The organism is Okeania sp. SIO3B5 (assembly GCF_010692555.1).
Classification (GTDB): domain Bacteria; phylum Cyanobacteriota; class Cyanobacteriia; order Cyanobacteriales; family Microcoleaceae; genus Okeania.
Genome location: NZ_JAAHHG010000070.1, coordinates 16,366 through 31,368, shown reverse-complemented (window position 1 = coordinate 31,368; position 15,003 = coordinate 16,366). Strand labels below are relative to the sequence as shown.

Genomic DNA, 15,003 nt, shown 5'->3' with positions numbered 1-15,003 from the left:
TTGAAAACGCTCAAAAAGCTAGTATTTTGGGCTGACTATGGCAGAAAAATAAAGGGAAAATTCTTACTCCTACTTCCTCTATAATTCCCCGTTCCTCCTGTCTCCTGTCTCCTGTCTCCTGTCTCCTACCCCTACTAAAAGACTTTTTCAGCAAACCCTATTTACAAATTGCAGGAAAGGCCAAATAGCTAAAAGTCTTATATTATCGGCAATTTATTCCCCCAGATGAGCTGTTGCCAGATGAGCTGTTGCCTGCGCACAGCGCTATAAAATCCTCGCTAAAGGTGGTTTGCACATTACGATAGATACCAAAAAAGTCAAGCCATCTCAACGTTGCCCTAGATGTGGAACTGTTCATAAGGAATGGGCGCAATTGAGTAATCGTTACCATATTTGTGATGATTGTGGATTTGAAATACCAAGAGACCAAGGCTCGGCCATAGTAATGTGGAATGTTGCTGCAGATAGGCAACCGGGGTTAGGAACTGGCCTCGTTAATTGTCGATGCTCTAGCTCTACTGATTCGACCCGTAAACATACTGGCTCGATGTTTGCGGAGCATTCCGTTTGCGTAGCATTCCGTAGGAAAGGAAAGCAACTGGGGCAAATGAAGCGATTGCTGGCGCAAAGCTTCGCTAACGAAATCTCAAAGTGCGGACTTTGTTGACGGGGACTTAGAAACCTCGTCCGTCTACACGGCGGGGTAGTTCATTAAACGGTGTAATTGATTTTTACTCAAAATGAATATTCAACAACCAAAAATTCTTTCAACGCATCTTAACAATTCAAAATTAATATTGTTTAATCGAGATTCGCGGCAATATCAATAATATCGTAGTAAGCAGAAAATTCGGGAAATTTCTGACGAATCTGTTGTTTGAGTTTGGTTTGTTCTAACGTTGGGTTGGAAATTAAGGGAGCAATAGCTGCACGACTATAAACATAGATTGGATCGGTATCGAGTAATGTTTTTCCATTGGATAAAATTCGAGCTGCTAATTGAGAGAGAGCAAATTTTTGAGGCATCCACTTTTTAGAGTGATCAATCGATAACTTAATATAAATCTCAAAGGCTTCCATAACATGTGTATGGAGAAAAGTTGGTAATTGATGGAGAGGAACGGGATGTTCTATAGGTTGGTGGATATTGGTAGATTGAATTGCCTTCCGAAAAGATGCTGTGATACCTTCTTTTTTGCTTTCTTGACTCTCCCTAAATGGAATGGATTGTCTTTGAAGAGAAGGATAAATCTTCACTTGCTCTAACGCTTGATGAGCCGCTTTAAAAAATTGTTCGGGAAATAATTGTAAATCTGTGGCATCATAGATGAAAAGAGGAGTTTTGTTTGTCTGTGCTGCTTGAATCGTTTTCTGCAAGCCTTTCCATCCAGTCCTATAACACTCAATGGATTGGCGAAGTAAGAGAGGAAATTCATACATCTTATATGAGGAAATTTGACTAAGTTTGTCCACCATTACTTGCCAATCTAAAAAACCAAATTGCCGTGCATAGCTAACGGCTTCTTCTTCAGTCATGCTTTCTTTCACCTCACTCCAAACTTCCAACATCAATTCTCGATCAACGCAGCGATGACCGCTCACTTGACTCTTAAAAAAAACAGATTCTAGATCGGGTATTGTGAAATCTATCGCGTTTTTAGGCATTTGAGCAATCTTTAAAATCCCGGGTGTCACATTCTCATTAAAAAAATCGAGTTCTAGTCCAGCATAACCTTTTTTTTGAGCAACTTTTAATTCATTCCCATATTTTTCGAGAATATTCTGCTCTAGAATATGTTTCACTTTGACTCTAATTAATGATGGAAATGCTAAGGCTGGATTTCGGATTGATAGAAACTGAATATCTACTAAGTTCAAAAAAGATTCCCAGCCTTTTTGAGTAAAGTGATGAGCATTATTTTTTGCTAGAATATTGACGGGAACTTGTTGTAAAATTCTATCCGATCCGCGAGTTTTCGAGACGCGATCGCAAACAAGTTGTGCTATTTGATCGTAACCTTTGTGAATGCGATTCTGACCCCAAGAAAACCCTTCATTAAGACTGCCATCAAAGAAAAAACCGGGTTTTTCATCAAGACGAGAAGATTGAATTGTTAGCATTTTTGCCACTACTGTCGTTAAACTTCTCACCACTCCGCCAGAACCGACAAGATGAAATGTTCCTTGTGATTTTTGTTCTGCTAGTTTTTCTCTTGAATCCATAAACTTTGGAATTATTGATTATTGATCTACTACATTGATCTACTACAAAGTTTAGTATATATAAAAATGCTCGATTTTTTCATAATTTTAACAAATTTGAATCTATTTTTAGAACCAATCCCACACCTCCCCCACTCCCCCACTCCCCTACAAACCATCACCAATCAAAATAAATGATGCCCAATAATAAGGATGTCTCAACCTTTTTGCCTCTTCTTCATTAATATTCCCATTTATCAAAGCTAGTTGTGCTTTTCGCAATGCTTCTGCTTTTGTCATATTGCCTGTTTTCAAAGCTCGATAAAATTTAATCATCAGCACTTGCGTTCCTAGATCGTCAACTTGCCACAAACTTGCCAGAGATGTTTTCACCCCTGCACGTTGCATTTGATAACCTAATCCTAATATTTCTGAACCATCTTCTAGAATGCCACCTACTCCTGTTCGACAAGCACTCAAAACTGCTAAATTAATATTAGGTAAAGATAAGTTGGTAATATCCCGCAAAGTTAAACGACTACCATCACCAAATAAAATAAAAGAATCTTCTGGTTGCCCATTGACAAAATCTGCATGGGTAGCAAAATGTAGAATATTGTACTTATTAACCCGTGAAATAATTTCATTCCAATTGAAGGCTTCATTCAGTAGTTTTGTCGTATTAGGAATTATCTTGGCTAAGGTTTCTACTTCTTCTCCGGCAAATTCTAATCCTGAGAATCTAAATTCTCTAGAACCCACAAGAAATTTATAATTTCCTTGACTAAAAGCTGCAGCTAATACTCGGAGTTTACCTAGAGGTTTACTATTGAAATTAGTCAGACTTGCTGCGGTAATATTGTTGATGTTGAACCTTTCTATTAACCATTTTTTTCCATTGTACAAAGCTGCTATGGGAATATAACGTAATAAACCATCAGGAGCATAAATAATAGTTTTAGTTTGGGTTAAAAATAGATCTGTCTCTAAAGGTTCTATTAACCATTTGTATAACTTTTTACCTGCTGTTTTGGCTATCTCGTTGCTAGCTATTTTTCTCGGGTATGTCAAAGCTACCCTCAAGTCAATAACTGCTTTTTTTAACTGTTTTTTGTTAATTGGAATTGAATGATGTATTGGCAATCCTTTACTTTTGACTAAGATTAATTCTATCCTATCTTCCAAAATTAATGGATAAAGCAGTACAGCATTTTGCTTGATTTTGAGAATATTTTTTAATTTACTTAAATTGGTAATATCTATACTTTCACCACCAGTTTTTTCCTTGAGTTCCTGTATAATTTTAACTATATTTTCGTTGGAAATAAAGTTATGAAATTTTGCTTCTATTTGCTGTTGTTCTGCTTCTAAATCGGTAATACGTTGTTGTTGAAATTTCGACCTATCTGTGGGTGATATATTCTTTAAATCTGTAAGTTCTTTGTTCACCTGTAGTGCTTTGTCTTGGATAGCAGTAAAGTTATCCAATATTTCTTGTTCTTGAGGTAATAATTCTATTCCCACAGAAGTTTGTTCGTTATCTTCTACATTGTTGAGGTAATTTTCTAGTTCTTGAACTTTCAATAAATCTAAGACTTGTTGAGCTTCGGCGACTCTGTTTTGCTGTAATAATAAATCTGCCAAATGACGATAAGTATCAGCAATTTTTTCGGCATAGGATTTTCGTTTATCTAGGGGAAATTTTTGTAAATTTTGCCGAATTGATTCTGTGACATTGACAGAGCGTTTATACAAAATAATGGCTAATTCTGGTTGTTTTTCTGCAACTAATAAATCTCCAATATTACTTAAAGTTATTCTTTCACTAGCGCGATCGCCTACATTTCTTTGAATAGTTAAAGCTTGGCGATAGTGGTCTTCTGCTCGGGTATATTCTCTGAGACTTTTATAAACTGTGCCGAGGCTATCTAGGGTACGTCCTTCTTCTGTTTTATTGCCTATTGTCTGGAAAATTGTTAATGCTTGGTGCAAATATTCTAGTGCTTTTTGGTATTCGCCTTTTTCGTCATAAACTAAGCCGATATTATTCAGGCTTTGCCCTATTCCTGCTTTGTCATTTATTTGTTCTCTAACTGTTAAAGCTTGTTGATAATATGTTAATGCTTGGGCATATTTTTTTTGCAATTTATAGGTAAGCCCAATATTATTTATTGTATTTCCTTCGCCATTTTTCTTGTTATTTGTTTGATAAATTTCTAAAGCATTTTGATACCACTCTAAGGAATTTTCATACTGACCTAATTCTTGATAAATTAAGCCTATGTTGTTAGTAACTGCTGCCTCACCTTGAAAATTTTCTAATTCCTGGAATGTTTTTAGGGCTTGTTGATAATATTCTAATGCTGGAAAATATTGAGCTTGATTTTGATAAATTGCTGCTATATTATTCTGAGTTCGTCCAACTCTAACTAAATCTCCTAGTTCTTGACGTATTGCTAAAGCTTGCTGCAAGTAATTTAAAGCTTGGTCATAATTTCCCTGGAGAAAATAAATAGCACCAATACTATTTAGACTACTACCAATACCTTGTTTGTCATTAATTTCACGACGTATTTTTAATGCTTGTTGATGATAATCTAATGCTTGGGGATAGTCAGTTAGTTTTTGATAAGTTGCTCCAATACTGTGAAGGGTTTCACTTATTTTTAAAGGTAAAGATTGAGTAGAATTATCTGATAATCTGTATAATAATTGGAATATTTCTAAAGCTTTTTGATAAGTTTCTAAAGCTGCCTGATATTGACCATCATTGTAGAGCTGTTGACCTTGTTGATAAAGTTCTTCTGCTTCAGTTTGTTGTGGAGTTTGAGATATTAGTTGATTTTGAGGTTGTTCAGCATTTAATATTTGAGGAAATACTGTTTCGTAGCATAAGTAAAAAGTTAAATTTAAGCAGCAGATTAGAAAAAAATTTATGAGTCTTTTAATTACTCTTTTTCCACTACTTTTAAACATTTTTTCTATTTTTTATATATTCAGCTTTAGCAATTACCAAATAATATTATGTGCCCCCTCCGGGGGAGCTACGCTAACGGTAGAAAAGTTATAAATAAATGATGAAGGAGTCAGAAGTCAGAAGGAAAGAAAGAAAAAGAAAGAGAAAGTTTTTTGTTTGCTGATGCACAAGGCACGTTAACGCCTCAGAGGAACTGAGTTCTATCGCGCTCTTATGCGGACATAATATAATAGGCGATCGCTAAAGCTATTATTTAGTTCAATTAATTCATTGATAAGTCTATTTGAGTTAGTCTTATTAGACATATCCAATAATAAAAAATAAAATCAACTATCCTACAGAAATTATCAATTATTCCCCTCCTGGGAGGGGTTAGGGGTGGGTTTCCTACTCCCTCTTTTGGAAGAGATATCTATTCTTTTTTGTTATCTTCATCAAATAAAAGAGTTACACTACCAGAGTCTCCTTCCCAACAATGAAAGTCAATCTCACTTTTCTCATCCCTCAACATTTTGTTTCCTTCGGGAGTTTTACATAACAGAGAGTTAGTTTTTTTAGCATTTTTTTGATCGGCCATTTCTTCAGCAACCCCTAAAACTTCCCAATAGTAATCCTTAGCCTTTTCACCTTTACCTAGCTTTTCATAAGTTGCTCCTACATAGAATAAAGCACGACTTTCTGCAAGTAAATCTCCTATGTCTCGTCGTAGTTTTAATGCCTGCTGAAATTTTTCTAATGCCTGTTCGTATTCCTCATTTTGATAATATTTCTCTCCCTCTTTTAACAACCTACTTATTTCAGATTGATTAGATTGATTATTAGAGCTACTATAAGAAATATCCTGAGCAAATACAGGTGAAATTTGTAATTTTTCTCCTTGAAGTAATCCTTCAAAGGTAGAGAAACTTAAGGCTAAAGCAGTGGTAATAACTCCCAGATAATTTATCCAATAACGCATAGATTAACACCTCAATAAATCTACTACAAAATCTTTCTCGAAAAATTTGACTGGATAGTAGGACATTCAACAATTAATAATTAATAACTAATAATTAACAATTAGGGTTTGCTGATTAAATCTCAAAGTATTGACTGATATTGGTATTGGCATTTTTCAGTTCTGAAAAAGTACCTAGTTTTTGGCGATTGTTGTCTCAAAATGGTAAAGTTTTGACCCTGACAATGCCGAAAATTTGACCATAGCAGATAGTTTAAACTGTTCCCTTCCTTCACTAACATACTTTTTCAGCAAACCCTAATTAACAATTACCTCTCCTTGAAAAGAAGAAAAGAAGAGGATTAACACGGTAGGGAAAATTTTTTCTTTTTATTAAAAAAAATTTCTCCAGGATAAAACTGATAATTTTTCGGTTATAAACTTAATTATTTATAACATTCAGGAGGTTATGCAAAATTTTAACATTGGGACTTTAGTTAGAAATACTCAATAGTCCTGAATAGTACGTTGAAAATAGACATATTTCCTAAGTTTTTTCTGTATAAACAACTAAGATAAATTGCTTATAATATATTATATATTGACCTTGAAATATAAGCAAACCCTAGGGCGTTTCATCAATTAAAGAGGTTGACATTAAATATAGTATGCTTAGAAAGAATAACTACAGGAATAACATGCATAGGACTGCTCTCAATGACTAGACGTTATGGCTTGCGCATAGGACCAATGGGAACGCCCATACAAATTTACTACCAGGACAAAAAGGGACTATAGGAAGGACAGCAAAAGACAACCGCCTCTTTGTGGAAGCTGTTTTGTATAGATATCGAGCCGGAATTCCGAACCAGAGACTTACCAGAAAGATTTGGGGACTTCCCCGTGGTCCATACCCGTTTTAGTCGTTGGAGCCGTTCAGGGGTCTGGGAGAGAGTATTTCATACTAATGCACCTCATTTGATCGAAAATTTCTTTGTCAAACTCAAACAGTATCGAGGGTTGGCGGAGCAAGTGCGGCAGCTATATCGCGACTAGATATGATAAACGTTCGGTTAACTTCCTGGGAGGAATTCCTAAAGGTAGCCTCGGTCATTTTATTAGCATAGCGATCGCCATTCACCCATAGCATACAACACCCATTTTGTCAAATTTTTAATTGATGACACGCCCTAATAAATCAGCTCTTAAAAAATGTCATAAATAGTTGATAACTGATAAAGTCAAATAATAAGCTAAAATTACTGTATGGTAGACGTTTTCAGTACCTAAAATATCACTTCTAACTTCAAACTTACAATTTATAACTTTTGACTTTTGACTTTTGACTTTTGACTTTATTCAGGCCATTCTGAACTTAGAGTACGAAAGTCAAACTTTGCAGCGCTAGGATGACAAGAAACACAACCCTTAATATTCACATTTTGAGGAAGTTCTACTCTGGGATGAAGCGCTTTAAAATAACGAGAACTAGAAATTCTGTAAGGTACTCTTTCCTCTTGCTGTGATTTGGGACGAGAAGATACTTGTAGGTAATTCCAAATAAGTTGACGAGGTGGATCTATAAGAGTAGGAATTTGTATACCGTAGTGTTGATAATCCTCTAGAATTATTTTCCAAGTTTCTGTGGGAAGGACTTGAGGTGGTACTGGAATATGACAAGTAGCACAATTCTTCAAGTATAACGACAGTCCTAATTGGTGGCGTTTAGGAACCACATCAACATTACTCATTAGTTGAGGCTCAATTTGTGAAATAGTTGTTGCAGTAGAAATTTTTGCCATAACCAAACCACAACTTACACTCCATAAAAATATCAGTAGTAAAAGTAAAAAAATAGATGGTCGTCGTCTACCTTTATGTATGAGATTAGATATTGGCATGAATATAATCTCTAGTGTTAGTACTTCATTATTTTTTGTTACTTTAAAGAATTGGAATTGTCATACCTTCTTTTGCTACTAACCCATTGGGAAATACTGACTGGAGAGCAACTTGAACTTCATCCAATAAATTGTCATGATGAGAAGGATCGTGTTGAAACATAGCTATTTGTTTGACTCCTGCTTTTTTTGCTATTTCCACACCTACTTGCCAAGTAGAATGTCCCCAACCAATTTTAGGAGATTCAGGATTATAATATTCTTCATTTGTGTAGGTAGCATCATAAATCAGCAAATCAGCTTTACGAGCTAGATAAAGCACATTTTCATCAAAACGATCTTCATAATGTTCTGTATCTGGACAATAAACTACAGTTTTACCTTGCCAACAAACTCGATATCCAATGGCAAAATTAGGATGATTGAGAGGAGCTGTTTCAATCTCAATATCATCAACCCTAATTACATCTCCAGTGCTAAAGTCATAAAACTTCATATCAGAACCCATTACCTGTAAAGGAATAGGAAAGTTAGGATTTACCATTTGATCGGATAAACATTCCTTAATTGTAGTCCCATCAGGTGCTATTGCTCCATGTATGTGAAACTTATTGACAGGCATAAATGCAGGAACAAAAAATGGGAATCCTTGAATATGGTCCCAATGAGTATGACTAAAGAATATATGAGCTTCCACTGGCATTTGCTTCATTAAGTTTAAACCCAATACTCTTAAGCCTGTACCTCCATCAAAAATCAAACGTTTTTCCCCTACGCGCATTTCTACACAGGAGGTATTACCACCATAGCGAACTGTACTACTACCAGGGGTAGGTATACTACCTCGTACACCCCAGAATTCTACTACAAACCTGGTTTTTAAGGAGGGTGACTGAGTAGCTATCTCCTCAGATTGTGATATTGGGGCTGACGGCTCTGAAGACTGCATATTTCTGTGTTTCAGACTTGCGGTTAATACGAATCTGTTAAGAAATTCTTAACTTTCAATTTAGCTTAATTCTAGCAAAATCAAGTACTAATCGTTGCTAGTATATCTTTAAAAATGTAATTTAGTATAGAAAGCTATACTTTCAATCATAAAATTTTTATTATTTTGTTTTAAAAATTGTATATTTAAGTTTCTATAGTTCTTAGCCTTTAGTAAAATTTTTGTATAACTAAACTATTCTAAATAGCAAATTAGTAAATAAATATTTATTCAAAATTTATTCAAAAAATTATAATTTTTCAATTTGGATAACTGGGGATTGATAAGCAAGTTGATTTTGATAATCTTAACCAAAAACAAATACTAAAACCTACTGAAACATTATAAATATTTCCTCCCTATTGTTATCCGTTTAGTAAAGGTTCGGAGTGATTCTAACTTTAAGAAAATCACAAACTGCTATTAAGATATAGATATCTCCCATAATCAAAAATAAAATCAATTATCATAGATAAATTATCAATTATTTCCTCAATTATTTCCACTTACTCATCCCTCTTTTCCGGAGAGGTATAATCAGTGTGAAGTCAAAATAATTTTCATGAAATATGAGGAATTGTCAATTCCAAAATCGGAAAAATTAGATTTGCTTCAACTTATTCAACTTAAAGGGAAGCTATTAATATGGTTTTCAGTTCATTTTCCAGTCCCTAGGGTCATTTCAGTTATCAGTTATTAGTTATCAGTACTTCTGACTTCAGGCCTATCCATTATCAGCAAAATTCTTTACAAAAGTGGATAATGCCTATTATCAAAAGCTTACGAGCATTCTTTTGGTTTTACAAGCTTTGACAAATTGACTAACTTGTGTGTTCCTAAAAATTGTTTTTTGTCGTTGCGATCGCAACGACACTAGGAGCTTTCAGACTCTAATATATCAAATGATATTTTTGTCAAGTTTTATGTTAAGAAAGATGTTTATAAAGCATAGGACTTCAGGCAGAGGCTTGAAATATTTAACTTTATTTTCTCTTGGTCTCATGGATATGGCGCAGGTTTCCTCACCATCCCACCCTATGGGAAGCTCCGAAGATCGACCGCTGTCTTGGTCGATTGGATATGGCGAGGGGACCTCGTCATCCCTCGACCGCTTTTTCATCCCCTTGAAAGGGGAGGCTTAAGACCTCATTTTTTGGTCAAAAATATTCTGATAATAGAAAAAATGGCACAGGAACTTAGCATACTATTATGCTATAAACCAGGAAAAAGCTCAATTAGCAGGATTGATGCACAATCTAGTGCCACTACGCGGAAATTAAAAGTCATGCATCGAGTGTGTAATTCTGAGGTCCCCTCAGAATGTAAGACACACTCAAGACAGTCAATCATTTTTGATTTGTAATTGTTTTAGGATTTTGTAACTGGTCAGTTATTTCCGCCATCCTGCACTAGCTAAATATTTTTCTCCCCATGTATTATTACAAACTAATTGCTAAGTTAGAGGATTTAGAAATAAATTTAGTATCAGAAGTCTATGCTCATTTGCTTTATGCAAATGATACTGTAATTGTGGACAAACACACTTATTGCCCATAAAAGGTTTAGGGATCAAGAACAAGGAGATTTTAGCAGCGATAACTAATCATAAATTTATAGAGAGACAGCATATGAATCAGCTAAGTTACATAACTTTTCTCGCAGATACTTTGGAGCCTGGTAGAGGTGAAATCCAGAGTTACAGCATTTTTAGACAACTTAGTAAGAAAAATCTCTACCATGCAATTTAATTAAGCTGCGATTATACTATAAAGCACTTGCTAACCACTAATTGTTTGATTAAAAATTATATTCACTAGAAGTTTGTCCCAGTAAATGGCCCATGAAACAACCTTGGATGAACAAAAAATGAAACACCAATAAAATCAACAAGATGATGACTAACACATAAGGCTCAAAATTAGTCAGATAGCAAAGATCCAATACCATATAAACCAGGAATAAGGAAATAGATAATTTGATGTCGAATTACCCTCATATTCAGTCCTTGTCAAACGAATTAAGTCAGGAAAATTCAGAACCCGATCAAACCTTAGAATTGACATCGACAATAGTTAACGCCGCATTAGATCGTAAAGGAGATAACATTGTTGTAATTAAAGTAACAGAAGTATCTTATTTAGCAGACTACTTCATAATTATCACAGGTTACTCTAATGTTCAAGTAAGAGCTATATTTCAGGCGATCGCCCAAAAGGTGGAACAAGATAGAGAACTTTATCCTCTAGGAGTAGAAGGCCAAAGCGAAAGTTCTTGGATATTAATGGATTATGGTGATGTCATAGTTCACATATTGAAGCCCGAAGAACGAGAATTCTACAATTTAGAAGCATTTTGGAGTCATGCAGAAAGAGTAGATATTTTATCATTGCTCAATTAGGAGCAAGCTGTCAATATGAACTACTTATTTGATTGGCATAAAATATATGTGAGGAAAAATTGATATGACTAGACAGATAATATCTAGTTCTCCAGTTCCGCCAGAACAACAACCAGTCAACGAATACGAAGAACTCAAAAATTCCTGGTTATTTTGTTGGGTAACATTAGAAAGACCTCAGTATATCAAGAAGTTAGTCTGGGTTTGGCTCTGGAGTTGGTTAGTATCAGGCCCAGTAGCAGCAGCAAGTTTTTTTCCAGAGAAATATCCGGTGGAGTTTTTTCTGAGTGGGTCAGCAGGTGCAAGTTTTATTCTAATGTTGGTATTATTGCGACTTTATTTAGGTTGGAATTATGTACGATCGCGTCTTGCTAGTACCACTGTTTTTTATGAAGAGTCTGGTTGGTATGATGGACAAACATGGCTGAAAACATCAGAGGAAATTACAAAGGATAAGTTAATAGTTAACTATCAAGTTCAACCACTTCTCAAAAGATTACACAAAACTTTTTATAGTTTGCTCTTAATAATTTGTGTCGGTGTAATAATCTGGGTTTTGATCTAAAACTTACCCAAAATAGTTACCGAATTAATGAATAATTAATAATTAATAATTAATAATTAAATAATTCAGCTTGATTAGCCTCCCATTTTAAAGGAAAAAAAATAATTTTTTTCCAATTATGTAAATCCTCTTTCTTTTAAGGAGAGGTAATTAGGGCTTGCTGATTAAATATCGCGCCCATTGACTGATATTGGTTTGAGGCAAATTATGTCTATTAAAAGTATGAGCTTTTCAGTTGCTGTGGTGAAAAAAGTGAGGATTTTCACGCCCTGCACGCAGCCGAAAAATCGCTCTTAGTATTGTTTAGGCTGCTGACTCTGTAATTCCCATTTATTCTACGTCCTAACTACTGCCTACTGCCTACAAAGAGCAAAAAGACTTTCCATAAGCAAACCCTAATTATTAATTGTTAATCGCTGAAAAAAAAATTATACAGCAATCCTAAATAAGTTGCGGGTAATCAAAAAGTAGATAAAAAAACTGAAACTCCCACCTACTCCCTGTTTGCTGTTCCCTAAAAGCGGTAAAATTTTTATACACAAATAAAATAGGATTGCTATAGTAATTTTGATTAGAGAATATTCCAGATTTCAAGCCTCCTTAATGAATAATGAAGAATTAAATAATTCAGCTTGATTAGCCTCCCATTTTAAAGGGAAAAAAATTTATTTTTTTCCAATTATATAAATCCTCTTTCTTTTAAGGAGAGGTAATTATTAATTGTTAATGGCTGAAAAAAAATTATACAGCAATCCTAAATAAGTTGCGGGTAATCAAAAAGTCGATAAGAAAACTGAAACTTCCACCTGTTCCCTTTTCCCTTTTCCCTAAAAGCGGTAAGATTTTTATACACAAATAAAATAGGATTGCTATAGTAATTTTGATTAGAAAATATTCCAAATTTCAAGCCTCCTTATTGCAGAGGTACTGTTAACTGATAACTGATAACTGATAACTGATAACTGAAATGACAAGGGGAAAAAGAACACAAACTTCGCAACTAGAAGTCAGACTACTCCGAGAAGGTATCGTTGAATCAATTCACCAAGTTCAGGCCACTGTGTGCGACCATAGAGGTCGGGTTTTATCTGTGGCCGGAAGTGCAGATACTGCCACATTTGTCCGTTCAGCTCTTAAACCATTCCAAGCTTTAGCAGTTACTACTACAGGCACTCTAGAACGTTATGACTTAACCGACTTAGATTTGGCCATTATATGTAGTTCCCATCAAGGTACAACGGAGCAAGCAAGACAGGTATTTAATGTTTTATGGCGTTGTGATATTGACCCATCAAAACTTCAATGTCCAACTCCTGCCGAGAAAAATAGTCCTTTGCAATATAACTGTTCTGGTAAGCACGCAGGTATGCTGGCTGTTTGTCAGCAAAGAAATTGGCCGATGGAGTCTTATCTGCAAATGAAGCATCCAGTTCAACAGTTGATTATTAGCAAGGTGGCTGAGTTACTGGCAATGCCTGCAGCAGAATTTATTGGTGCTCGTGATGACTGTGGTGCTCCAACTTATCTCCTACAACTGAGTCAAATGGCAACCTTATACGCCAAACTGGCTTCAGGTGATAGTTTGGATCTAGAACGAATTGTCAGAGCGATGACTTATCATCCAGAAATGGTTGGGGGAGAGGGAAGTTTTGATACAGAGTTGATGCGCTTGACGGCCGGAGAAATTGTTAGTAAGTCTGGAGCTGAGGGAGTGCAATGTATTGGCCGGGTAGGTGAAGGGATGGGTTTGGCCATTAAAGTTAATGATGGTGCTAAACGAGCGAAATATGCAGTGGCTATTCACTTGTTAACTCAGATGGGTTGGATAAGTCCAACTATTGCTGAAACTCTAGCGGAAAACTATATGTCTCTCAGTAATGTCAAGCGTTTGGAAGTAATCGGAGAAATGTGTATGGTATAGTTTAATAATTAATAATTAATAATTAATAATTAATAATTACCTCTCCTTGAAAACGGATAGGATTGACTAAATACTGAAATTTTCTGCTGAAATTCAAGAAAATTTCTTCACATAAAATGGCCGAAACCGTTGCCTGTTCCCCCCACCTCCGCGTCTCCGCGTCTCCGCGTCTCCGCGTCCCCGCGTCCTACTCCCACCAATCAATTTTTTCAGCAGACCCTAATTATTCGGTAATTGGACGGCCCTGAAAAAAATTTGGAAAATATTTTGAGTAAGGGGTTGCAATTTTGATGAGGTTATGTTTATACTAATAAAAGACGACGCGGGATAGAGCAGTCTGGTAGCTCGTCGGGCTCAAGTTATAAGGTAAGACAAACAAAATCAAGCACAAATAGACACCGCTAGTCACTAAGCTTGAAGTTATACCTTGTAAGGGGCGGCATACGAAGAAATTTGTATGTGTTTACTTGTCAAATTCGGGGAAACCGTTAGCGGGGTAATCCCGAGCCAAGCTCCAAGTAAAAGGAGAAGGTGTAGAGACTGGTTGGCAAGTACCCTAGCAGTTCTAGTTTACATAGAAGCTGAGGGTAAAGGGACAGTCCAGACCACGAACTAATTCTTAAAGTTGAGAATTAAGGCAGTGAAAGCTGTGGTGGTAAGCATAACCCGAAGGTCGGTGGTTCAAATCCGCCTCCCGCCATAAAAGTTAATAATCTAAAAAAGAGTCTGGTAAGTTTTAAGATTTATCAGGCTTTTTTGATTTTTGGTATCCATAGGAGTCAGGAGTCAGGAGTCAGGAGTCAACCCACCCCTAACCCCTCCCAGGAGGGGAAGTCAGGAGGGAAGAAAGAAGGAGGAGGAGGAAAAGGAGAAAGTTTTTTGATTGCTGGCGCAAAACTTTGTTAACGCGTAAGCGGAACGGAGTTCTATCGCGCTCTTATCAGGACATGATATAAAAGGTAAAAAGCAACATAAGTGCAGTTTCAACCTACTCAAGAAACTGGGTTTATGGTGACTCAAGCTATGAAACCTAAATTTTGCCAAATATAAAACCCACATTCCGCACCACAAAATGTAGCAACCGAAGAAGGAGTCAGGAGACAGGAGACAGAAT

At 35.8% G+C, this 15,003-nt stretch carries 10 protein-coding genes and 1 pseudogene; 5 read left to right on the top strand and 6 right to left on the bottom strand.

What is annotated here, in order from left to right; all coding sequences use genetic code 11:
- Window positions 1-289: 289 nt before the first annotated feature.
- Window positions 290-667 carry a zinc ribbon domain-containing protein gene (locus F6K54_RS12485; RefSeq protein WP_375341967.1) on the top strand — a complete coding sequence of 126 codons (378 nt, stop codon included), beginning with the start codon at window positions 290-292 and terminating at the stop codon, window positions 665-667.
- Window positions 668-801: 134 nt separating this feature from the next.
- On the opposite strand, the gene F6K54_RS12480 is transcribed toward F6K54_RS12485, so the two are convergent.
- From F6K54_RS12480 to F6K54_RS12470, 3 genes are all read right to left on the bottom strand, one after another.
- Window positions 802-2,223 carry a hypothetical protein gene (locus tag F6K54_RS12480; RefSeq protein ID WP_293077911.1) on the bottom strand — a complete coding sequence of 474 codons (1,422 nt, stop codon included), beginning with the start codon at window positions 2,221-2,223 and terminating at the stop codon, window positions 802-804.
- Window positions 2,224-2,370: 147 nt separating this feature from the next.
- The gene (locus tag F6K54_RS12475; RefSeq protein WP_293077909.1) at window positions 2,371-5,178 is read right to left on the bottom strand and encodes a tetratricopeptide repeat protein; all 2,808 of its coding nucleotides are present in this window, start codon (window positions 5,176-5,178) and stop codon (window positions 2,371-2,373) included.
- A 413-nt stretch (window positions 5,179-5,591) separates the two neighbouring features.
- Window positions 5,592-6,137, bottom strand: a complete 546-nt coding sequence (locus F6K54_RS12470; protein ID WP_293077907.1) for a tetratricopeptide repeat protein — start codon at window positions 6,135-6,137, stop codon at window positions 5,592-5,594.
- A gap of 696 nt (window positions 6,138-6,833) precedes the next feature.
- Here F6K54_RS12470 and F6K54_RS12465 point away from each other — a divergent pair.
- Window positions 6,834-7,052, top strand: a pseudogene (locus tag F6K54_RS12465) (transposase); the annotation flags it as partial.
- Window positions 7,053-7,119: 67 nt separating this feature from the next.
- Here the strand turns inward: F6K54_RS12465 and F6K54_RS12460 are convergent.
- The 3 genes from F6K54_RS12460 to F6K54_RS12450 form a co-directional block, all read right to left on the bottom strand.
- The gene (locus F6K54_RS12460; RefSeq protein ID WP_293077906.1) at window positions 7,120-7,266 is read right to left on the bottom strand and encodes a hypothetical protein; all 147 of its coding nucleotides are present in this window, start codon (window positions 7,264-7,266) and stop codon (window positions 7,120-7,122) included.
- 205 nt (window positions 7,267-7,471) lie between these two features.
- Window positions 7,472-8,017 carry a diheme cytochrome C gene (locus F6K54_RS12455; RefSeq protein ID WP_293077904.1) on the bottom strand — a complete coding sequence of 182 codons (546 nt, stop codon included), beginning with the start codon at window positions 8,015-8,017 and terminating at the stop codon, window positions 7,472-7,474.
- Window positions 8,018-8,060: 43 nt separating this feature from the next.
- The gene (locus F6K54_RS12450) at window positions 8,061-8,966 is read right to left on the bottom strand and encodes an MBL fold metallo-hydrolase (protein WP_293077902.1); all 906 of its coding nucleotides are present in this window, start codon (window positions 8,964-8,966) and stop codon (window positions 8,061-8,063) included.
- Between the two features lie 2,017 nt (window positions 8,967-10,983).
- On the opposite strand from F6K54_RS12450, the gene rsfS reads away from it, so the two are divergent.
- From rsfS to F6K54_RS12435, 3 genes are all read left to right on the top strand, one after another.
- Window positions 10,984-11,403: a ribosome silencing factor gene (rsfS, locus tag F6K54_RS12445; RefSeq protein ID WP_293077900.1), complete on the top strand. Its 420-nt coding sequence runs from the start codon at window positions 10,984-10,986 to the stop codon at window positions 11,401-11,403.
- Between the two features lie 64 nt (window positions 11,404-11,467).
- Entirely contained in the window at window positions 11,468-11,968 is a 501-nt protein-coding gene (locus F6K54_RS12440; protein WP_293077898.1) for a CGLD27 family protein, read from the top strand.
- A gap of 967 nt (window positions 11,969-12,935) precedes the next feature.
- Entirely contained in the window at window positions 12,936-13,889 is a 954-nt protein-coding gene (locus tag F6K54_RS12435; RefSeq protein WP_293077888.1) for an asparaginase, read from the top strand.
- Window positions 13,890-15,003: the final 1,114 nt, after the last annotated feature.